The 19,216-nt window shown below is 64.3% G+C and carries 17 protein-coding genes and 1 riboswitch; of the genes, 5 read left to right on the forward strand and 12 right to left on the reverse strand.

The features are described from left to right. Positions 1-4: 4 nt before the first annotated feature. Genes AB7F41_RS10315 through tsaD form a run of 3 tightly spaced genes read right to left on the reverse strand, consistent with a single transcriptional unit; the run spans position 5 to position 2,619 of the window. Entirely contained in the window at positions 5-997 is a 993-nt protein-coding gene (locus AB7F41_RS10315; protein WP_428381050.1) for an NAD(P)H-dependent glycerol-3-phosphate dehydrogenase, read from the reverse strand. After that, complete coding sequence (locus AB7F41_RS10320; protein ID WP_428381052.1) at positions 994-1,545, reverse strand: phospholipase D-like domain-containing protein; 552 nt, start codon at positions 1,543-1,545, stop codon at positions 994-996. Before AB7F41_RS10320 ends, AB7F41_RS10315 begins: the two co-directional genes overlap by 4 nt. Before the next feature lie 9 nt (positions 1,546-1,554). Further along, complete coding sequence (tsaD, locus tag AB7F41_RS10325) at positions 1,555-2,619, reverse strand: tRNA (adenosine(37)-N6)-threonylcarbamoyltransferase complex transferase subunit TsaD (RefSeq protein WP_428381053.1); 1,065 nt, start codon at positions 2,617-2,619, stop codon at positions 1,555-1,557. 433 nt (positions 2,620-3,052) lie between these two features. Between tsaD and AB7F41_RS10330 the strand changes: the two genes are divergently transcribed. The 3 genes from AB7F41_RS10330 (at position 3,053) to AB7F41_RS10340 (ending at position 5,238) form a co-directional block, all read left to right on the forward strand. Beyond that, positions 3,053-3,421 carry a hypothetical protein gene (locus tag AB7F41_RS10330; protein ID WP_428406567.1) on the forward strand — a complete coding sequence of 123 codons (369 nt, stop codon included), beginning with the start codon at positions 3,053-3,055 and terminating at the stop codon, positions 3,419-3,421. Between the two features lie 171 nt (positions 3,422-3,592). After that, positions 3,593-4,522 (forward strand): hydroxymethylbilane synthase, encoded by a 930-nt coding sequence (gene hemC, locus AB7F41_RS10335; protein WP_428381057.1) that lies wholly within the window; start codon positions 3,593-3,595, stop codon positions 4,520-4,522. Between the two features lie 11 nt (positions 4,523-4,533). Continuing rightward, on the forward strand, positions 4,534-5,238 hold the full coding sequence (locus tag AB7F41_RS10340) for a uroporphyrinogen-III synthase (protein ID WP_428406568.1): 705 nt from the start codon (positions 4,534-4,536) through the stop codon (positions 5,236-5,238). On the opposite strand, the gene AB7F41_RS10345 is transcribed toward AB7F41_RS10340, so the two are convergent. The 8 genes from AB7F41_RS10345 to mog all read right to left on the reverse strand — a co-directional run bounded on the left by AB7F41_RS10345 (position 5,214) and on the right by mog (position 14,644). Next, positions 5,214-6,767 carry a serine hydrolase gene (locus AB7F41_RS10345; protein WP_428381061.1) on the reverse strand — a complete coding sequence of 518 codons (1,554 nt, stop codon included), beginning with the start codon at positions 6,765-6,767 and terminating at the stop codon, positions 5,214-5,216. The two genes, AB7F41_RS10340 and AB7F41_RS10345, sit on opposite strands and share 25 nt — an antisense overlap. Positions 6,768-6,809: 42 nt before the next feature. Then, entirely contained in the window at positions 6,810-8,219 is a 1,410-nt protein-coding gene (cysG, locus tag AB7F41_RS10350) for a siroheme synthase CysG (RefSeq protein WP_428381063.1), read from the reverse strand. Between the two features lie 152 nt (positions 8,220-8,371). Then, positions 8,372-10,639, reverse strand: a complete 2,268-nt coding sequence (locus AB7F41_RS10355; RefSeq protein ID WP_428381065.1) for a TonB-dependent receptor — start codon at positions 10,637-10,639, stop codon at positions 8,372-8,374. A 588-nt stretch (positions 10,640-11,227) separates the two neighbouring features. Further along, complete coding sequence (locus tag AB7F41_RS10360; protein WP_428381067.1) at positions 11,228-11,626, reverse strand: cytochrome c-554; 399 nt, start codon at positions 11,624-11,626, stop codon at positions 11,228-11,230. Between the two features lie 199 nt (positions 11,627-11,825). Continuing rightward, on the reverse strand, positions 11,826-12,449 hold the full coding sequence (locus tag AB7F41_RS10365) for an alpha-ketoglutarate-dependent dioxygenase AlkB (protein WP_428381112.1): 624 nt from the start codon (positions 12,447-12,449) through the stop codon (positions 11,826-11,828). A 59-nt stretch (positions 12,450-12,508) separates the two neighbouring features. Continuing rightward, on the reverse strand, positions 12,509-13,126 hold the full coding sequence (locus tag AB7F41_RS10370; RefSeq protein WP_428381069.1) for a 2,3-bisphosphoglycerate-dependent phosphoglycerate mutase: 618 nt from the start codon (positions 13,124-13,126) through the stop codon (positions 12,509-12,511). Positions 13,127-13,147: 21 nt separating this feature from the next. Beyond that, complete coding sequence (gene dapB, locus AB7F41_RS10375; RefSeq protein WP_428381071.1) at positions 13,148-13,954, reverse strand: 4-hydroxy-tetrahydrodipicolinate reductase; 807 nt, start codon at positions 13,952-13,954, stop codon at positions 13,148-13,150. A gap of 144 nt (positions 13,955-14,098) precedes the next feature. Beyond that, entirely contained in the window at positions 14,099-14,644 is a 546-nt protein-coding gene (mog, locus tag AB7F41_RS10380; protein WP_428381073.1) for a molybdopterin adenylyltransferase, read from the reverse strand. A 341-nt stretch (positions 14,645-14,985) separates the two neighbouring features. On the opposite strand from mog, the gene AB7F41_RS10385 reads away from it, so the two are divergent. After that, the gene (locus tag AB7F41_RS10385) at positions 14,986-15,417 is read left to right on the forward strand and encodes a septal ring lytic transglycosylase RlpA family protein (RefSeq protein ID WP_428381075.1); all 432 of its coding nucleotides are present in this window, start codon (positions 14,986-14,988) and stop codon (positions 15,415-15,417) included. Positions 15,418-15,506: 89 nt separating this feature from the next. On the opposite strand, the gene thiC is transcribed toward AB7F41_RS10385, so the two are convergent. Further along, on the reverse strand, positions 15,507-17,333 hold the full coding sequence (gene thiC, locus AB7F41_RS10390) for a phosphomethylpyrimidine synthase ThiC (protein WP_428381076.1): 1,827 nt from the start codon (positions 17,331-17,333) through the stop codon (positions 15,507-15,509). A 99-nt stretch (positions 17,334-17,432) separates the two neighbouring features. After that, positions 17,433-17,526: riboswitch (TPP riboswitch) on the reverse strand. A gap of 295 nt (positions 17,527-17,821) precedes the next feature. On the opposite strand from thiC, the gene AB7F41_RS10395 reads away from it, so the two are divergent. Beyond that, positions 17,822-19,162 carry an OmpP1/FadL family transporter gene (locus AB7F41_RS10395; protein WP_428381078.1) on the forward strand — a complete coding sequence of 447 codons (1,341 nt, stop codon included), beginning with the start codon at positions 17,822-17,824 and terminating at the stop codon, positions 19,160-19,162. Positions 19,163-19,216: the final 54 nt, after the last annotated feature.

Genomic DNA, 19,216 nt, shown 5'->3' on the forward strand with positions numbered 1-19,216 from the left:
GCGATCATTCGTCTTCGGCTTTGAGCGGACGCATGAGAAGCGCTTCAATGGCGCCGTCGACGCTGAGCCGCGCCGACAGAATGGCGTCGACGGCCTCCGAGATCGGCAGTTCGACATCATGCGCCCGCGCCATTTCAACCAGGACGCGCGCCGTAAACGCGCCTTCCGCGAGCTTGCCGTGAGCGGCGTCTTCCGTCGGCACGCCTCGTCCCAGCGCCTCGCCCAGCGCAAAATTGCGCGATTGCGCCGATCCGCAGGTCAGCACGAGATCGCCCAGTCCGGAAAGACCCATCAACGTCTCCTGACGCGCGCCGAGCGCGCGTCCGAGCCGCATCAGCTCGGCAAATCCGCGCGCGATGAGCGCCGCCTGCGCGCTCGCGCCGAGTCCCCGCCCGTGGCTCATTCCGGCGGCGATGGCGAGAACGTTCTTCGCCGCGCCGCCGATCTCGACCCCGCGCACGTCCGTCGAGCGATAGAGCCGGAACGTCTTTGTCGACAGCTCTTCGCAAAGACGCTGGGCCAGCGGCTCGTCATGCGCCGCGAGCGTCACGGCGGTCGGCAGACCGCGGCAGACGTCGACGGCGAAACTGGGTCCCGACAGCACAGCGATGCGCGCCTGCGGCAATTCTTCCGCCGCGACTTCGCTGAGGAACCTGTGGCGGTCGCGCTCGATGCCCTTGGCGCAAATGATAAAGGCGACGCCGTCCCGCATGTGCGGCCGCGCGGCGCGCGCCGTCATGCGGATCGCCTGCGCGGGCGTGACGGCAAGGACGATGTCCACGTCACGTAAAACGGAAATGTCCGCCGTCGGCGCAACCGCGGCTGCGAACGGCAGCCCCGGCAGTCGACGCGTGTTTTCGCGGTCGCGCGCGAGCGCTTGCGCGGCCTGCGGATCATGGGCCCAGAGCGACACCCGCGCGCGGCCTTGCGCAGCGACATTGGCGAGCGCGACGCCCCACGCCCCTGCTCCGAGAACTGCGACGGCCGCTCGCGTCATCTTACGCCGATCCTCTGATTGTCGGGACGCGACCACAATTTCTCGAAGGTTTCACGAAACCGCGCCGCCGCCTGCGGGCTTTCGATCACGATCAGGTCATTGTCCTGATAGACTTCGCCGGAAACCGAGAAATTCGCCGAACCGCTGCGCAACACCCGATCATCCACCTGATAGGATTTGAGATGCATCAGGTCGCGCCCGAGCCCCTTGCGGCGCACCTCGAGATTGGGCGCGTCGGCGATGTCTTCGATCGGCGAGGCGCCGCGCCCCATCTCGTCGCCGTCGAGATAGACGCGCACCTTCACGCCGCGCATGGCGGCGCGGCCCAGCGCCGCCGTCAATGAGCGGTCCGTCAGAACATAGGCCGCCATGTCGATCGAACGGCGCGCCTGGCTGATCAGACGCGCATCGACGGCGCTGAAGCCGTCGCCGGGTCCGTAGAGCACGCGCACGCCGGCGAAGGTCGGCTCTTCGGCGAGAAGCCCTGCCGGCTGCGGCGTCGGCGCAAGCGTCATGACCGCAAGCGCCGCGAGAAACAGGAGCCGCATCGATGCGCCTCAGGCCTTGCCGTGATGCGTTCGGCTTGGCGCCGCGTCGAGTGGCCAGCGCGGCCGCGGCGCAAAGTCGAGTTCGTCCGTCATCCCGCGCTTCAATCGCTCCAGCCCGGCCCAGGCGATGATCGCGCCATTGTCGGCGCACAGCGCCGCCGGCGGTGAGACGAACCGGAGACCGCTTTCCGCGCAAAGCCGCATCAGCGCACGCCGGATGGCGCCGTTGGCGGCGACGCCGCCGCCGATGACGAGGCCTTGCGGCGCCCGGCCTTCGCTTCGCGCGAACAGGCGCACGCCGGACCGGACCCGATCGACGATGACGTCGACGATCGCAGCCTGGAAGGACGCGGCAAGATCCCTGACGTCCTGGTCGTTCGCCTTCTGGAGTTTGAGGATCTCCTGCCGCACCGCGGTCTTGAGGCCCGAGAGCGAAAAATCCGCCCCTTCGCGGCCAAGCATCGGGCGCGGGAACTCGAAACGACGCGGATCGCCTTCAAGCGCGAGCTTTTCGATCTCCGGCCCGCCCGGGTACGGCAATTCGAGCATCTTCGCGACCTTGTCGAAGGCCTCGCCGGCGGCGTCATCGATCGTGGACCCCAGCCGGTGGTAATCGCCAATGCCCTTGACCGCGACGAGCTGCGTGTGGCCGCCGGAAATCAGCAGCGCCAGGAAGGGAAAATCCAGCCGATCGGTGAGGCGCGCCGTCAGCGCGTGCGCCTCGAGATGATTGACGGCGATGAACGGCTTGCCGAGCGCGAGCGCCATCGCCTTGCCGGCGGTAAGCCCGACGAGAACGCCTCCGATCAGTCCCGGACCGGCGGCCGCGGCGATCGCGTCGAGCTCCCGCGCCTCGGTCTTGGCGCGCTCCAACGCCCGGCGGATCAGCCGGTCCAGCACGTCGATATGCGCGCGCGCGGCGATCTCCGGCACGACGCCGCCATAGGCCGCGTGGCGGGCGATCTGGCTCAGGACTTCATTGGACAGGATCTCTCCGCCCTCGCCGCCAAGCCGTTCCGACACGACCGCCGCGGCGGTCTCGTCGCAAGTCGTTTCAATGCCCAAAACTCGCATGCGCGCTCCCAGCGCAAAAACCTTACGGCTGATTCTCGATCAAGCTCACGAAGCTTATACCGCTGAGGTCATGAGAAGTTTAGAAAATTGCGTTTGCGGAATGATTTACAGCTACAACTCTCATTTTATTCGTATTACGAAACGTAATCATAAAGCAGCGCTAAAGATCGACAGATTAATTTTTCAGATTTCATCGGCATCCCTCTTGACACGATCTGAGCGAATACAAGTTGGGTCAGCAGATCGTTGCTTCCCAATGGGCAGCTATATCTTGAGCTCAGTGTCAACTGGCTAAGGCGAAGAGGTAATTAGCGTCCCGGTTGAGGTTGCTCGCGGTCTAACTTGTATGGAGGTGACAATGGCGTCGAACAAAATTAAAGCCTTGGCGTTAACGTCCGCGATTGCAATGACCGCCGTGATCGGATCCACAAGTATGGCCGAAGCGGCGCGCTATTGCCGAAGCCATTACGGCTGGCACAAGCATTGTGGAACCTATTGGGGCAGCGCGGTTCGTCCGTCGCGCTACGTCCGCACGGGTCGTTACGTCCGTTGCCGGCCGACCTATTGGGGCTATTCGCGCCCGGCCTATTACGGATACTACCGGCCGCGTTGCGGCAGCTATTGCGGCTCCAACTGGTATGGCGCCAACTGGCCGTCCAATGGCTACTATGGCTATAACCGTCCAGGCTACTACGGCTATGGCGGCGGCCTGGTCGGCGCAGGACTTGGCGCAGGACTTGGCGCTGGCCTCGGCCTCGGCGCAGGCATTGGATCCGGCCTGTTGGGCGGCTGGTGGTGGTGATCGAGTTTTGCCCGCCGCGAGCGGCGTAGCGTTCGCGCGCGGAGCGAAAACAGGGCGTCCGCTTCTACGAGCGGGCGCCCGCTTTTCTTGCGAAGCGTTCGTGCGGAATGCGTCGCGCTTGCCCTTCGGGCCGTCCCGCCTATAGTCGCGCGCAACAAGCGCCGGCAAGAAATGACATCTCCCTCCTTCCTTCGAATTGGCACGCGCGGCAGTCCGCTCGCTCTCGCCCAGACCCATATGGTCCGCGAGGCGCTGATGCGCGCCCATGCGGCGCGCGAAGCGGATTTTCCCATCGAGATCATCCGCACGACCGGCGACCAGATTCAGGACCGCCCGCTGTCTGAATCGGGCGGCAAAGGACTGTTCACCAAAGAGCTCGATGTGGCGCTCATTGCGGGAACGATCGACCTCGCGGTGCACTCCTCGAAGGATCTGCCGACTCATCTGCCGAGCGAAATCGTCATCGCGGGCTATCTCCCGCGGGAGGACGCCCGCGACGCCTGGATATCGCGCGGCGGCGTCGCGCTCGATGCGCTGCCCGCGGGCGCCGTCGTCGGAACCGCCTCGCTGCGCCGCGCCGCGCAGCTGAAGCGCCGGCGCCCGGATCTCGAGACGACGCTGCTGCGCGGGAATGTCGAGACGCGTCTCAATAAGGTCGAAAATGGAGAGATCGACGCGACCCTGCTCGCGCTCGCCGGATTGAAACGGCTGGGTCTCGCCGAACGCGCCACGGCGCTGCTGCCCCTGGAACAGTTTCCTCCAGCCTGCGGACAGGGCGCGATCGGCGTGACGCGACGCGCCGGCGACGACGCTGCGCGCGACCTGCTGGCGCCGCTGTTCGACGAAGCGACCGGCTTTGCGCTCGCCGCCGAGCGCGCCTTTCTTGCCGCGCTGGACGGCTCCTGCCGCACGCCGATCGCCGGCCATGCGCAGGTTCACGGCGCTGAACTTTCCTTCGTCGGCGAGGTGCTGAAAGCGGATGGGGCGGAAGTCTATGTCGTGCGCCGGCGCGGCCGCGCCATTGACGCCGCGTTGATCGGCGCCGACGCCGGAAAGGAAATCTTGCTGCGCCTGCCGCACGGCGTCGCGGGGCTTATGTGAGGCGCGTCCTGGTGTTGCGCGCCGCGGATGACGCCGCGCGCACCGCCGAGAAACTGCGCGCGCTCGATTGTGCGGCCGTGATCTCGCCGGTTCTGGAGATCGCCGCCACCGGCGCCGTCATTCCCTGCGGAGATTTTGACGCCGCCATCGTAACGAGCGCCAAAGGCGTCGCGTTCGCCGGCGACGCGCGGCGGCTCGGAACGATCCCGCTGCATGTCGTCGGAGAGAAAACCGCCGAAGCGGCGCGCAAGCTCGACGTTCATCCGGATATCGTCGCCGGGAGCGCCGAAGCCATTCTTCCGCTTCTTCTCGCGCGCTACGGGCGACGTCCGGCGCATTTCCTCTATCTCGCCGGGCGCGACCGGCAGCCGGTTCTGGAGGCGGGCCTGCGCGCCGCCGGCCACGACGTCCTTACGGTCGAGGTCTATGAAGCGCGGGCGGCGCGGGCGCTGACCGACGAGGCCATATCCGGCGTCGCCGCCCGTCGGCTGATCGCCGCCCTGCACTATTCGAGGCGCAGCGCAGAGATTTTCCTAAAGCTCGCACAGGACGCCGGACTCGCCGATGCGCTGCGCGACATGACGCATTTCGCGCTGTCGGAGCATGTGGCGGCGCCGCTTCGAACCCTTGGCTTGAATGCTCAGGTCGCGGCGAAGCCCGACGAAGAACATCTTCTGTCTCTTCTGTCAGATCAATTGCGCGTGAAAACGCCCTGACCGTTCGCGTTCAAATAGTCGATGACGACGCTCGTCGCCTGTTCGCCGCCATTGCGGGAGAACCGCACCGGACTGACCCCGCTCGCGTTTTCGCCCGGCGGCTGAAAGGTGAAAATGTCGCCTGAATAATGGCGCAGCGGATAGGACGTCGGCGCCGGTCCGAGGTTCAGCGAAAGCCCATCCGCCGTCTCGACGATTCCGATCGGCCCGTAAAGCTCGTTGCGGTAGTCGCCGACATAGGCGGCGCGCGATGCGCGCGGCGGCGCGCTGGCGAGCGGCTTGGCGTAATCGGCGTCCCGGCCGTATGTCGGGACCACCATCTTCGCGAACGCCTCCCCAAAGAGCGGAAGCCAATCCCGCTCGGTCTTGCCTGTGAGGACGATGTCGAGAAAACTGCGGCAGATGGTTTCGGGCGCGCCGACCGGCGCGGAATTGCTCAGCGCCACGACGCCGAACCGCTCGGCGGGCATGACATAGACGCAGGTCGACGCGCCGAGCGAAAATGCGCCGGAGTGGCTCCAGCGAACCTGCGCCGGACCGCCATAGTCGATGTCCCAGCCAAGTCCATAGAATGTTGGCCCGCGCATCGGATCATGGGCGGGTCCGGTGGCGATCTGCGGGAAATGCGTTTCTCCGATCGCCTCCGGCTTGACGATCTCGCGGCCGTCGAGGGCGCCGCGTCCGAGCTGCATCCGAACCCATGTCGCCACGTCGCGCGCCGAGGCCGACGCGCCGCCCGCCGGTTGCTGGGCGTCGGGCTTTCGCTGTTCGCCGACCACCCATTTCCCTTGACGGCGCACATGGCCGAAGGCGCGGTTCCCATGCGCGATGAAATCGGCGTGGCGCGAACTTGCGCTCGCCATCCCGAGCGGCCTGTACAGCCGCTCGTCGCAAACGTCCGCCCAGGATTTTCCCGCAGTTTTCGCCGCCGCATAGCCGGCCGCCGAAAACCCCGCGTTGTTATAGGCGTAATGGGTGCGAAAACTCGTGTCCGGCTTGATGTAGCGCAACCGGCGCATGATCTCGTCGCGATCATAGCCGATGTCCTCGACGAGATCGCCGGCGTGATCGGGCAGTCCGCTGCGATGGCAGAGCATATCGCGCAGTGTGATCTCGCGCGTGACCCAGGGATCGCTCATCGCAAAGTCCGGCAGGCTGCGCGCGATCGGATGATCCCACGACACCACGCCGTCGCCGACCAGGCCCGCGACGACCGTGGCGGACAGCGGCTTGGAAAGCGACGCGAGCTGAAAGACCGTGTCCGGATCGACGCGATCGGCGGCGCCGGCGCGGCGCACGCCGAATCCCTTCAGGTAAAGCACGCGATCGGGCGTGACGACGGCGATCGACATTCCAGGCACGCCCGTCTTCTTCATGACGTCGACGACGAGCTTATTGAGTTCGTTCAGATGTTTCTGCGTCGGCTCGCGAACGGGCGACGATTGCGGTTTCGCCTTGGCGAGGGCGCCGCCGGGCGTCAGCAGTCCGAGCCCGGAGACAAGCAGAGCGGATCGTCTGGTGAAGGCCATCTTTTTCTCCGCTCACGGTCCTCGCCGAAGCATAGCGCGCAATCAGTTCTCCGCCAGCGCCCAGCCGATCAGCACCATGACGGGGCCGACGATCATTTGTCCCGCGACTTTCGACGGCAGATCCGCGATGGTGCCCTTGACGACCCGCTCGTGCGGCGTGGACGCGCGTTCGACGAGGAAGGCGGGCGTGTCATGCGACATGCCTTCCTGCAGCAAGCGACGCGACAATTCCGGCAGCGTGCGGTTGCCCATATAGACCGCCGTCGTAGCGCGTTCGTCGGCGAGCGCGCCCCAATCGAAGTCTTCGGGAAACTCGCCGTCCTTGGTGTGGGCGGTGATGAATTGAAGGCGCCGGGCGGTCTCCCGGCTCGTGAGCGACGCGCCGATGGCGGCGCCTCCGGCGCAGGCGGCCGTGACGCCGGGCACGATCTCGATCGAAAAGCCGGCTTCGCGCAAAGCGGCGATTTCCTCATTGGCGCGGCCGAAGATCAGCGGATCGCCACCTTTCAGCCGCACCACATTCTTGCCCTCGCGCGCGAGTTCGACGAGCAACGCGCTGATCTCCTCCTGACGCACCGACGGCGCGTAGCCGCGCTTGCCCACATTGATTCTGGTCGCTTCGCGGCGCGCGAAATCGAGAATGCTCGCCGGCACGAGATCGTCGAAGAGCACGACGTCAGCGCCGGCGAGCGCCCGCATGCCCTTGAGCGTCAGCAGCTCGGGATCGCCCGGCCCCGAGCCGACGAGCGTGACGCGTCCGCGCGCCGTGGCTTCGGCGCCGGCGCGCGCCTCGTCAAGCAATGCGGCGCGGTCTTCGTCGCGCGGCGCGCGCTCGATGTCGTGGAACGCGAGCCGCGTGAATCGGCGCCAGAAGTCGCGCCGCGCCAGAAAGTCCAGGCCTGACGCGCGCACGAGCGGCCGCCAGGCCTGCGCGGCCCGCGCCCACGCCTGGAATGTCGCCGGAACGAGCGTCTCGATACGGCCGCGCACGGCCTGCGCGAAGACCGGCGACGCGCCGCCCGTCGACACGCCGATCACGAGCGGCGAACGATTGACGATGGCGCCCATGGTGAAATCGCTGAGCGCAGGCCGATCGGTGAGATTGAGCGGCGCGCCGGCGGCGCGCGCCCATTCATGCGCGTTCCGCGCGAGGGCATCGTCCTCGACGGCGCCAAGCGCCATCGCCGCGCCGGCGAAATCCTCCGGCCGGACGGCGCGGGCATGAACGGCGACGTTGTCGCGCGCCTGCGCGATCTCGCGCAGCTTGTCGCAGGGCGCCTCGGCGAAAACGTCGACCTGCGCGCCGGTCGCCGCCGCCAGATCGACCTTCCAGGCCGCCGCCTCGCCGCCGCCGATGACCAGCACGCGTCGTCCGGCAAGGCCGTAGAACACCGGCAGAGTCGCCAGCGGCTGCATCAGATCGGCGGATATTTCGTCGGGTTTGCGGGTCACGGCGTCCTAGGTGCAGTCCCGGCGTGCGCGGCGCAAGAGCTAAGCCCCTCCGGGATTTCGACTGCGGACGCGCTGCTCTGGGCAAGGCGAGGATTGGCGCGGCAGGAATAGTCCATTCCGCGCCAATCGGCGAGCCCCAAGAGCGGGCGCCGCTAGAATCTCGCATTCAGAGTGACATATGCGGCGCGCGGCGCCCCCGGCGTGATGTTGTTGTTGTTGTGCGCGAACACATAATATCGCGCGCCAGCCAGATTTTCGACGTTGAGCTGCCCCGAGACGTTCTCGCTCAACTTGACGAACAGCGCGCCGTCGACGCGCGCGTAACCTGGCACAACGACGAAATTGTCGATCGCGGGATAGAACTTCGAATTGTAGACGACGCCGGCGCCCACCCCCAGAACGCCGGGACCCGCGTCAACGAAAGCGGAAACGTCGTATTTGTTCCAGAAGGAGAACGTGTTTCGGGGCACAGAGGGATTGGTCTTGCCGACGTCGGTGAAGAACGGCGTCCGCAAGGTCGGGGTTCTGTCGGTGCTGACGACCCGTGCGTCCTGATAGCCGTAGCCGAGCGAAATCTCCCACTGATCGGTGAGATTGCCGACGAGACCGAGTTCTCCGCCCTGCGTCCTGGTGTTCGCGAGAATGGACGTCGTCGCATTGACCGTGAGCTGTTGGTTTGAACGATTGAGCTGATACAAAGCGCCGGTGAAGAGCAAGGCGGGCAATAGTTGCGCTTTGAATCCGACCTCAAAATTCTCGAAGCCTTGCGGCGCAAGATTGGCGACGGTCGGAAACAGCACGTTGAACTGATCGCCCGCCACGGGCAGGAAGCTTCGCGAATAGGAACCGTAGAGCGAAAGAATTTCGATCGGTTTGAAGACAAGGCCGAAGCGCGGCGACCATACATTGTCGACGCGGCGCAGCTGGCCTCTGAAATCTGTTGGACCGGTGTCGAAGCCGGTGAACGTCAGATCAAACCGGTCGAATCGCACCCCCGCGATCAGGTCGAAATATCGCGTGAGTTCGATCTGATCCTGAACATAGCCCGCGGCGAGATTCAGATTGGTGTGGCGACGGCGGTTGGGGTTGGCGAACGCCACCGGGACATAGGCGGTCGGCGTCCAGAATGGCGTCGTCACGCGCCGATTTGCGCAGGAGAAATTGAAGCAAGAGAGATTGCGGTTGTCGTCGGTCCTCTGATTGCCGACCTCGGCGCCGAACATAAAGGTGTGACGGATGTCCGGCGTCATCCGCCATTTGTAGACAAGGTCCGTCTGGTTGAAGATGTTCTGGCGCGGGTTCGAATTGACGTATCCGTCGAGACGCGCGATTCCCGCTGGCGTAATGGTCGTCGCGACCGGGTTCAGAAGCGTCGTGACGACGCCCAGGCCCTGATCCGGAAACGTGTTCTGATAGCGCTTCTCATAATCCGCATAGACCGTCTGGTTGCGGATGTTGAGGCCGAATTCCGTCGTGTGGTCGAATGCGAGCGCCGCGCGATTGAGATCGACTTTGGCGTAATTCACCGCTTCGACCGAAGGATCGCCGACTCCGAAGAAAGCGTCTCTCGGCGCCGGCGACGGATATCCCGGATAGATTGAGGCGCCGCCGAAAACGAATCCGCCCACCGACGGAATGCCGCGATCGGCGGTGCGGCGATCCCGAAAATGTTCGTAGCTCAGCGTGACGAACGTCTTTTCGAGCGGACGCCAGGTCATCGTCGGGTTGACGCCGTAGCGCTCGAGTTTGAAGAAGTCGCGGTAGCCGTATGATTGTTCGTAAAGCCCATTCAGCCGGACGGCGAGCGTGTCATTGATGGCGTCGCCGAGGTCGACGGTGAGGCGCTTGCGCGCGAAACTGCCCGAACTGACGATCATCGACCGCAGCCTTTGGCCGTCCGCTTTTTTCGTGACGCGATTGACCACGCCGCCGCCGCCGCCGCGGCCAAAGATCAGCGCGTTCGGTCCTTTGAGAACCTCGACGGACTCGATGTTGTAAAGGTCGCGGTAATATTGCGCGTCGTCGCGTATGCCGTCCGTATAAAAGTCCGCGGTCGTGTCCTGTCCGCGAATCGTGATCTGGTCGCGATTGCCTTCGCCCTGCGCCACCGTCACGCCTGGCACATACATCAGCGCCCGATTGAGATCGATGCTGTTGCGATCCTGAAGCTGCTGCTGGGTGAGGATCGTGATCGATTGAGGAATATCGATGATCGGCGTGTTCGTCTTCGTCGCGGTCGATGTCCTGCCGGCGAAATAGCCGATGACGTCCGTAGGACCGCGTCCGAGCGCCGTGGCGGGAAAGAGCGGACGGTCGCCCCGAACGGCCTGGACAGCAGGCGCTGCAGCGCCAGCCGGCGCATGCGTCGTCGGATGAACCCGAGCGCTGCGTCGCGCCCCGCCGACATCAATCCGGGGCAATTTTTGCGCGCCGCTCGCATGCGCTCGAGAGGCGACAGGTTTCGACTTCGCACGCGCAACCTTGCGCGCCTTCTCCGGCGGCGCATCGACTCTCACCGTTGGCAGGCGGTTGGATTGGGATTGCGCGAGAACAGGAACGCTGACGCTCGACGTCAGCGCCGCGGCAAGACCTAAGGCGGCGACCGGCGCTGCGCGTGTCTTGGGGTTGAAAGCCGGAGGAATAATAGCGACGAGCGTCCGTCGAAGCCCTGATTGTTTCTGAATCATGTCTGCCATGCCTTCCGATACGCGTCAGAGACGTGGCAATGCATAAGATTTCGATTTGAAAACCGTCAATTAGTAGAGCCGCCAGTATGGAATGGTTCCAAGCGAATATTTCTGATTGTAACGAAGTGTTGCTCAAATACGACAAAAATACGAATTTGGTTGGAACCGTTTTAAGTTCGAATGGAGCGCTTTTTGTTGACTGTTGCCGCGCGTCCACGCCTGAGGACGGACTCGTCGACAGAGCTTCGTCGTGCGATTCGGCAAGAAAAAAGCGGCCCTGAAAACAGGGCCGCCAAAATCGTCTCTCTCGGGAAGAAGCGCTTACTTCTTCTTGCCGTCGGGTCCGAACTGAACGAGATAGGCCCAGACGTTCTCCTGGTCATGCTCGCTGGGCAGGCCCTGGAAGATCATCTTGGTGCCCGGGATCTTCGCCTTCGGGTTCTTGATGAACTCCTTGAAGGTCGCCTCGTCCCAGACGATGCCGGAATTCTTGTCGGCCTCGGAATAGTTGTAGCCCTCGACCGAGCCCGCCTTGCGGCCGTCGATGCCATTGAGCTGAGGCGCGACGGCGTTCTTGGCGGTCTCGCCGACCTGATGGCAGGCTTTGCACTTCGCGAAGACCTTTTCGCCCGCGGCGGCGTCGCCTGCGGCGAAAGCCTGGCCGGCGGAAGCGACAAAAGCTACGCTCGCGGCGAACGTCAGCAGGGAAATCGTCTTCATCCTTGTTCCTTTCCTCTTCCCGGCGTTCGCGTCGCGCCCGCCCTTATTGAATGCGCCCGCCAAATGTTGGCGCCTCACGGCGCTCTTTAGACGAATTGGAAACTACAACGAAGCCGCTGTGCAACACAATACGCGAGAGTGGCGTCCGTACGCTCAGCTCTTTATCGCAGCAGGCGTGAACGTTCGCTGAACCTGAGGCTTAGGTGACCCGCCGAAGCGTGAGATTGATGCGAACGCCAAACGACGCCAGCGCCGGCGGCAAAGGCATGGCGATTGTCGGCAGGATCCTGTCCACGCCGTGAAAGCGCATCCGCGCGGGTCCGGAGAGCACGAGCGCGTCTCCAGACGAGAGCGCGAAGGTTGACGCGCTGTCGCCCCGCCGCAAACCGCCGAGCCGGAAGCGACAGTCGGCGCCGAGCGACAGCGAGAGAATCGGCGCGGCGACATCCGCCTCGTCCCTGTCCTGATGGAGGCCCATGCGCGCCGTTTCGTCATAGACGTTCACGAGGCAAGCCTCGGGCGGCTTGGGATAGCGCGTAAGATCATTCCAGAGGTCGAAGAGGCGCTGCGGAATCGCCGGCCAGCGATCGCCGGTCGCCGGATGGCGGGGCTCGTAGCGGTACCCTTGCGCCTTGTCGCTCACCCAGCCCAACGCGCCGCAATTCGTCATGCGCACCGACATCGGCGCCCCGGTTTTCGGCATGGTCGAGACATAGAGCGGCGCGGCGGCGATGATGGCGGCGACGTCGTCGGCCAGAGCGCTCTGCGCCGCTTCGTCGAGGACGCCACGATAATGAAACGCGCCGGGCGCAAGTTCGGACATCATGGATAAGTGGCGACGAAACGGCTTTCGTCCATCAGGTCGTGATGCGCTTGCGCGCGTTAGCCCAGCACGGTCTTCGACGCGACCGTCGAATCGGCGTTGAGCTGATAGATGATCGGCACGCCGGTCGCGAGTTCCAGGGTCGTCACGGACTCCGGCGTCATCTGCTCCAGCACCATGCAGAGCGCGCGCAGCGAATTGCCGTGCGCGGTGACCAGCACGCGTTCGCCGCGCATCACCGGCGGCAGAATGCGCTGGACATAGAAGGGCACGACGCGCGCCACCGTGTCTTTCAGACTCTCGCCGCCGGGGGGCGGCACGTCATAGGAGCGCCGCCACAGCCGCACCTGCTCCTCGCCCCATTTGTCGCGCGCCTCATCCTTGTTGAGACCGGAAAGATCGCCGTAATGGCGTTCGTTCAACGCGCGGTCCTTGATCGTCGGAACATTCGTCTGACCAAGCTCCTCGAAGATGAGGCTGAGCGTGTGTTGCGCGCGCACCAGAGCCGAGGTGAAGCCGACGCTGAACAGAATGTCGAGCTTCTTCAACTCGCGGCCGGCGCGTCGCGCCTCCTCAACGCCAAGCGGCGTCAGATCGGGATTTTTCCACCCGGTGAAAAGGTTTTTGGCATTCCATTCGCTTTGGCCGTGGCGAACCAGAACGAGAGTGCGAATCATGCTCGTAGACTCTCGTCGATTTCAGGCGCCGGAAAGGCCAAGCACGTTGGCCATCGAGTAGAGCCCCGGGGGCTTGCCGCGCGTCCAGAGCGCGGCGGCCAGAGCGCCGCGCGCGAACACCCCTCGGTCTTCTGCATGATGCGAGAATTCGATCCGCTCGCTGGTCCCGGCGAAGATCACCGTGTGTTCGCCGATGACCGTGCCGCCTCTCAGGCTGGCGAAGCCGATCTCTCCCGCCTTGCGCGGTCCGGTCAGGCCGTCGCGTCCGCGCGCGCTCTTCGCCGCGAGGTCGACTCCGCGTCCGCGCGCGACCGCTTCGCCGAGCAGGAGCGCCGTGCCCGAAGGCGCATCGACTTTGAGGCGGTGATGCATTTCGACGATCTCGGCGTCCCAGGCGGCTCCCAGCGCCCGCGCGGCTTGTTCGACAAGCACGGCGAGGAGATTGACGCCAAGGCTCATATTGCCGGAGCGCACGATCGCGACCTCACGCGCGCATGCGGCGATGGCGGCGAGATCTTCCCCGGAAAGTCCCGTCGTGCCGATGATGGCGGCGATCTTCGCCTCGGCCGCCGCCTTCGCCATTTCGACGCTCGAACCCGGCGCTGAGAAATCGACGACCGCGTCAGCGTTGGCGAAAGCCGCCGCGACGTCGCTGGTGATCGGCACGCCATTGGGCGCTGCGCCGCCGCTGTCGGAGCCAAGCGCCGGCGAACCGGGACGCTCAAGGGCGGCGGTTAGGCGAACGCCCACCGTATCGGGGATGATCTGGGTCAACATTCGGCCCATTCGCCCGGTCGCGCCGACCACCGCCAAACGGAGTTCGCTCATGTTCAGTCGCCCTCGCCCTGCGCTTCTTGGCTTCGATTTGGCTTCGATTCGGCTCGTTGGAGCGCCTCTCCTATACAGCCGAGGCGCCGTCATGAGAAGCGCGCAGGCTGCGTCGAATCGCAGCGCGCCCACCCAAAAGGGCGGTTATTTCGCCTGAGGCCGGAAGCTTTTCACGCGCGCCGGGTCCGTTTCAATGAAGGCTGCGCCGATCAGGTCGAGGCAGTACGGCACCGCGGGCATGACGGCGTCCAGGCAGAGTTCGATCGCCCTTGGCTTGCCCGGCAGATTGATCACCAGGCATTTGTCGCGATGCGCGGCCAACTGCCGGGAGAGGATCGCCGTCGGCGTCTGCGCCAGCGACACCTGCCGCATCAGTTCGCCAAAGCCGGGCAATTCGCGCGGGCAGGCCGCGAGAGTCGCTTCGGGCGTCAGATCGCGCGGGCTCGGGCCCGTGCCTCCGGTGGTTACGATCAGGTCGCAGCCCACAGTGTCGGCCAGGTCGATCAGCGTGTCGCGCACGCTCTCAAACCCGTCGGGAATGATCCGCCGCTCGATGCGAAAGGGCGTCGTGAGCACGGCGCGCAGATAGCTCTCGATCGCCGGTCCGCTCTCATCCTCGTATAAGCCCGCGCTCGCGCGGTCGGATGCGGTGACGACGCCGATGATTGCGGCGCGCTGTTCGTCTGTCATTGGCCTGCCTCCCGGCGGCATGTTTGCCGCGTCGCCCGGCCCTTGTCACTATCGACGTTTGCAGCGCTCAAGCTAGATTAGCGCGCACAATTTCATTGCATAAGTCAATATAAAAAAGCATTTATCCGCATATACGATAGAGCATTCAGGATAATTCGTAGGACTACTGACAAGGCGTCCGTCACTTAACGTTGAGATATTATCAATACATATTTCGCCACATTTCATATTTAACGATTTTGTCTTCACCTCCATTCAAGCGGATGGAATTTATGCGATCGATGAAGCGATGGCGCTCGTCGACGTTCTTCGCGCATTGCGCGTAAACGGAGCAATCCTGCATGAAGCGAACCTGTGGCGCACTGACGATTCTTGGACTGTTGACCGCGCCCGCGCTGGCGCACCACGCGTCCCGTCACGCCCACCACCATCATCATCCCCGGCGTCACGTCGAGGCGACGCAAGGCAAGGACTTTACCGTCAACACGTCTTTCTACGGCGGCGGTCCGCGTCGCTATGAACCCAACAGCCGCACCGCCAACGGCGAAATCTTCGACATGTGGGACATGACGGCCGCCCACCGCACGCTGCCGATGGGCACGCGGCTTCGCCTGACCTATGCGGGGCGCTCCGTCGTCGTGCGCATCAATGACCGGGGTCCGGCGGCCTGGACGGGGCGCGGTCTCGACGTCTCGCGCGGCGCGGCGGTTCAGCTCGGCCTCATCGAACGCGGCACCGGACAGGTGCATGTCGAAGTGCTCGGCAAGAGCTGACGTCAACGCGGCGCCCGGCCTGTCGGCCTGGCCGGGCGCTTTTTTAGAAGCGAGGGTGATGCACGATCGAGATACGGGAGGCCGAACGCCTACTCTCGCACATAGATCTCAGCGCCTCGTTCCAAAAACTCTTCCGCCTTGTCGGCCATCCCCTGCTCGCGCGCGGCGATGGCGGCGGCCTCTTCGCGCAGGTCGCGGGTGATCTGCATCGAGCAGAATTTCGGGCCGCACATCGAACAGAAATGCGCGACCTTATGCGCCTCCTTCGGCAGCGTTTCGTCGTGGAATTCCCGCGCGGTGTCGGGATCCAACCCGATCTCGAACTGATCCTCCCAGCGGAAGTCGAAGCGCGCCCGACTCATCGCGTCGTCGCGCTCGCGCGCCGCCGGATGGCCCTTGGCGAGATCGGCCGCATGCGCGGCGATGCGATAGGTGATGACGCCGGTCTTGACGTCGTCGCGATCCGGCAGGCCGAGATGCTCTTTTGGCGTGACGTAACAGAGCATCGAGGTGCCGAACCAGCCGATCATCGCGGCGCCGATGCCCGACGTGATATGATCGTAGCCGGGCGCGATGTCGGTGACGAGCGGACCGAGCGTATAGAACGGCGCCTCGCCGCAGGCCTGCAGCTGCTTCTCCATATTGGCTTTGATCTTGTGCATCGGCACATGGCCGGGGCCTTCGATCATCGCCTGACAGCCCTTGTCCCAGGCGATCTTCGTCAGTTCGCCGAGCGTCTCCAGCTCGGCGAATTGCGCCGCGTCATTGGCGTCGGCGTTCGAGCCGGGACGCAAGCCGTCGCCGAGCGAGAAGGAGACGTCATATTTGCGCATGATGTCGCAAATCTCGTCGAAGCGCTCGTAAAGGAAACTCTCCTGATGCTTGGAGAGACACCAACGCGCCATGATCGAGCCGCCGCGCGAAACGATGCCGGTGACGCGATTGGCGGTCAGCGGCACGTAAGCCAGACGCACGCCGGCGTGGATGGTGAAATAGTCGACGCCCTGCTCCGCCTGTTCGATCAGCGTGTCCTTGAACACCTCCCAGTCGAGCTTCAGCGCGTCGCCGCCGACCTTCTCCAGCGCCTGATAGATCGGCACGGTGCCGATCGGAACCGGCGCGTTGCGGATGATCCAATCGCGGATGTTATGGATGTTGCGGCCGGTCGAAAGGTCCATCACCGTGTCGGCGCCCCAGCGGATCGCCCACACCATCTTCTCCACCTCTTCCGCGACCGAAGAGGTGACGGCCGAGTTGCCGATGTTGGCGTTCACCTTCACCAGGAAGTTTCGGCCGATGACGACCGGCTCGAGCTCGGGATGATTGATGTTCGCCGGGATGATCGCGCGGCCGCGCGCAACTTCGTCGCGCACGAATTCAGGCGTGACATATTCGGGAAGCGATGCGCCGAAGCTTTCGCCGTCGGCGATGCGCTCCTTCGCGACGTCGAGCGAGCGCCCGCGGCAAAGGTTCTCGCGATGCGCGACATAGATCATCTCTTCCGTGACGACGCCTGCGCGGGCGAATTCGAATTGCGTCACCGGCTGCGGCCCGGAGGCGCGGTAGAGCTTGCGCTCGGCCGGGCACGGCGGCACGAGGCGTTCGCCTTCGGCGAAGCCGTTGTCCTCGGGCTTGACGGCCCGGCCTTGATAGGTTTCGAGCCGGGCGCGCGCCGCGAGCCAGGGACGCGCAACCGGAAGCCCAGCCGAAAGGTCAGGCGCGAAAGATGCGCAGGTGTAGGGTCCGGACGGGTCGTAGACGTGAAGCGCCGTCTCGCCCGCTGAAGGATGGAGCGATATCTCGCGATAGGGAACGCGAATGTCGTCGCGACCGTCCGGAGAGGAATAGGCCTTGCGCGACTTTCCGATCGGCCCGGTGGTGACGCTCGCCGGCAGGCGCTTGTCGTGAATATTCATGATCGCGCTCCTTCATCACGCTTCGTCAAGTGAAGCGGACGCGAGCCAGGACGACGAAGGAGGGATGCGCAATCATGGCGTCGACGACGGCGCGTCGCGCGCTCATTTCGCTGGCCTTCCCTACGCCGGAATGACCCGGATCAGGTTCGACGGGTGCTTCTCAGCCGCGCAAGCGGCGCCCCTCGCCATCATCTGAAAACTAGTCCGTCCGCGACCACATCGCAAGGCGGCGAACGGCGGCCTTTCGAAAGCGCGCCTTCGTCTGAATTCTCTGTTCGAATTGAGATGGGAAATAGAGCGCGAAAGCCAAAAAGCGCTTGTGTTGCAAAGACGTGACAGGCGCACGAAATCTGTGCATGCGAAGCGAGATTTGCGCTGCAAGGCCGGGGGGCTCTGGTAATCTGTAAAACAACGTGAACATGCGTCGGCAAGGCGCGACGGACGACCGTCACGCGATCAAATTACTTTGCGCTTCAGGATTCGCCCCAATGAAGAATTTGTTTTCGCGCGGCTTCCTGTTCACGCTTGCGGCGACTGCGGCGCTCACGCCCTCCCTCTCCTTCGGCGCCGACGGCTTTTTCCTGATCGGCTATGGGCCGCGCCAAAAGGCGCTTGCAGGGGCCGGCGCCGCCGACCAGCGCGACGCCATGGCGCTCTCGGTCAATCCGGCGAGCTTCATCGGATTGGAGCGGCAGTTCCAGATCGGCCTCACGGCGATCAATGCGGATCGCGGCTATTCGACGAGCGGCACGCCCCGGCTTCTGACGCCCGGCTATGTGCGCAGCGGGCGTCCCTGGTTCCCGGTGCCGAACTCCGGCTATATCCAGCCGATCGACGACGCCTCCGCCTGGAGCATCGCCGTTTACGCCAATGGCGGCATCAACACCGCCTACAGCTGGGGCCACTGGCATCCGCCGCTCGGCGGCCCGCTGGGCGGCGGCTTTGCCGGGGTCGATCTCCAGCAAAGTTTCATGAGCATCGGCTACGCGCGGCGCTTCACGACGCCCATCGGCCCGATCGCCATCGGCGTTGCGCCGACGATCGCCGTTCAGATGATCAATATTCAAGGCTTGAGGAACTTCGCTCCCCTCTCCTCCAATCCGTGGGAGCTGTCGGACGACGCCTATGACTGGTCCTACGGCGGCGGTCTTCGCGCCGGCGCTCTGTGGGGGATCACGGACAACTTCCGTTTCGGCCTTTCCGCCTCAACGCCGATGTGGATGTCGCGTCTCGACAAATATTCCGGGCTGATCACCGACTCCGGCCGCCTGGACATTCCCGCTCAGATGCAGGCCGGCCTAGCCTATGACGTCTTCCCAAACCTGACGGTGATGGCCGATTGGCGGCATATCTTCTATTCGGCCGTGTCGGTGTTCGGCAATCCGACCAATCCGCTTCTGCGCAATTCGCTTGGCGGGGCGAATGGCCCCGGCTTCGACTGGACTGATGTCGATTCGGCGTCGTTTGGCGTGGAATGGCGCTATTCGCCCTCGCTGACGCTGCGCACGGGCTATCATTATTCGACGAACCCGTTACGCTGGCGCTCGGTCGTCGTGAACATCCTCACGCCGATCATCAACAAGCATCATGCGAGCGTCGGCTTCAACTACGGCTTCACCAAGAACTCCTCGTTCGATTTCGCGTTCGTCTACGCGTTCAAGAACTCGTTTACCGGCATGGAGTGGCTTCCGCAGAGCCCGGCGACGCCATTTGGCGCGCCCAACCCGCGCGCGACCGTCTCGCCATTTGTTCAGGGCATGGAGTTCACGGTCGGCTACAATTACAAATGGGATGCAGGCGACGACTCCTGGATCCCCAGTCATTTCTGAATCTTAGCGGCTCCCTGACGGCCGGCGGCGGTCGGCCTGCCTGGCGCGCCTCCT

This window comes from Methylocystis sp. (assembly GCF_050251305.1).
Lineage (GTDB): Bacteria > Pseudomonadota > Alphaproteobacteria > Rhizobiales > Beijerinckiaceae > Methylocystis.

Coding starts and splice junctions, on each gene's coding strand:
- AB7F41_RS10315 (WP_428381050.1), bottom strand. CDS start 997: ATGACGCGAGCGGCCGTCGCAGTTCTCGGAGCAGGGGCGTGGGGCGTC.
- AB7F41_RS10320 (WP_428381052.1), bottom strand. CDS start 1,545: ATGCGGCTCCTGTTTCTCGCGGCGCTTGCGGTCATGACGCTTGCGCCG.
- tsaD (WP_428381053.1), bottom strand. CDS start 2,619: ATGCGAGTTTTGGGCATTGAAACGACTTGCGACGAGACCGCCGCGGCG.
- AB7F41_RS10330 (WP_428406567.1), top strand. CDS start 3,053: ATGGCCGAAGCGGCGCGCTATTGCCGAAGCCATTACGGCTGGCACAAG.
- hemC (WP_428381057.1), top strand. CDS start 3,593: ATGACATCTCCCTCCTTCCTTCGAATTGGCACGCGCGGCAGTCCGCTC.
- AB7F41_RS10345 (WP_428381061.1), bottom strand. CDS start 6,767: ATGGCCTTCACCAGACGATCCGCTCTGCTTGTCTCCGGGCTCGGACTG.
- AB7F41_RS10360 (WP_428381067.1), bottom strand. CDS start 11,626: ATGAAGACGATTTCCCTGCTGACGTTCGCCGCGAGCGTAGCTTTTGTC.
- AB7F41_RS10365 (WP_428381112.1), bottom strand. CDS start 12,449: ATGTCCGAACTTGCGCCCGGCGCGTTTCATTATCGTGGCGTCCTCGAC.
- AB7F41_RS10370 (WP_428381069.1), bottom strand. CDS start 13,126: ATGATTCGCACTCTCGTTCTGGTTCGCCACGGCCAAAGCGAATGGAAT.
- dapB (WP_428381071.1), bottom strand. CDS start 13,954: ATGAGCGAACTCCGTTTGGCGGTGGTCGGCGCGACCGGGCGAATGGGC.
- mog (WP_428381073.1), bottom strand. CDS start 14,644: ATGACAGACGAACAGCGCGCCGCAATCATCGGCGTCGTCACCGCATCC.
- AB7F41_RS10385 (WP_428381075.1), top strand. CDS start 14,986: ATGAAGCGAACCTGTGGCGCACTGACGATTCTTGGACTGTTGACCGCG.
- thiC (WP_428381076.1), bottom strand. CDS start 17,333: ATGAATATTCACGACAAGCGCCTGCCGGCGAGCGTCACCACCGGGCCG.
- AB7F41_RS10395 (WP_428381078.1), top strand. CDS start 17,822: ATGAAGAATTTGTTTTCGCGCGGCTTCCTGTTCACGCTTGCGGCGACT.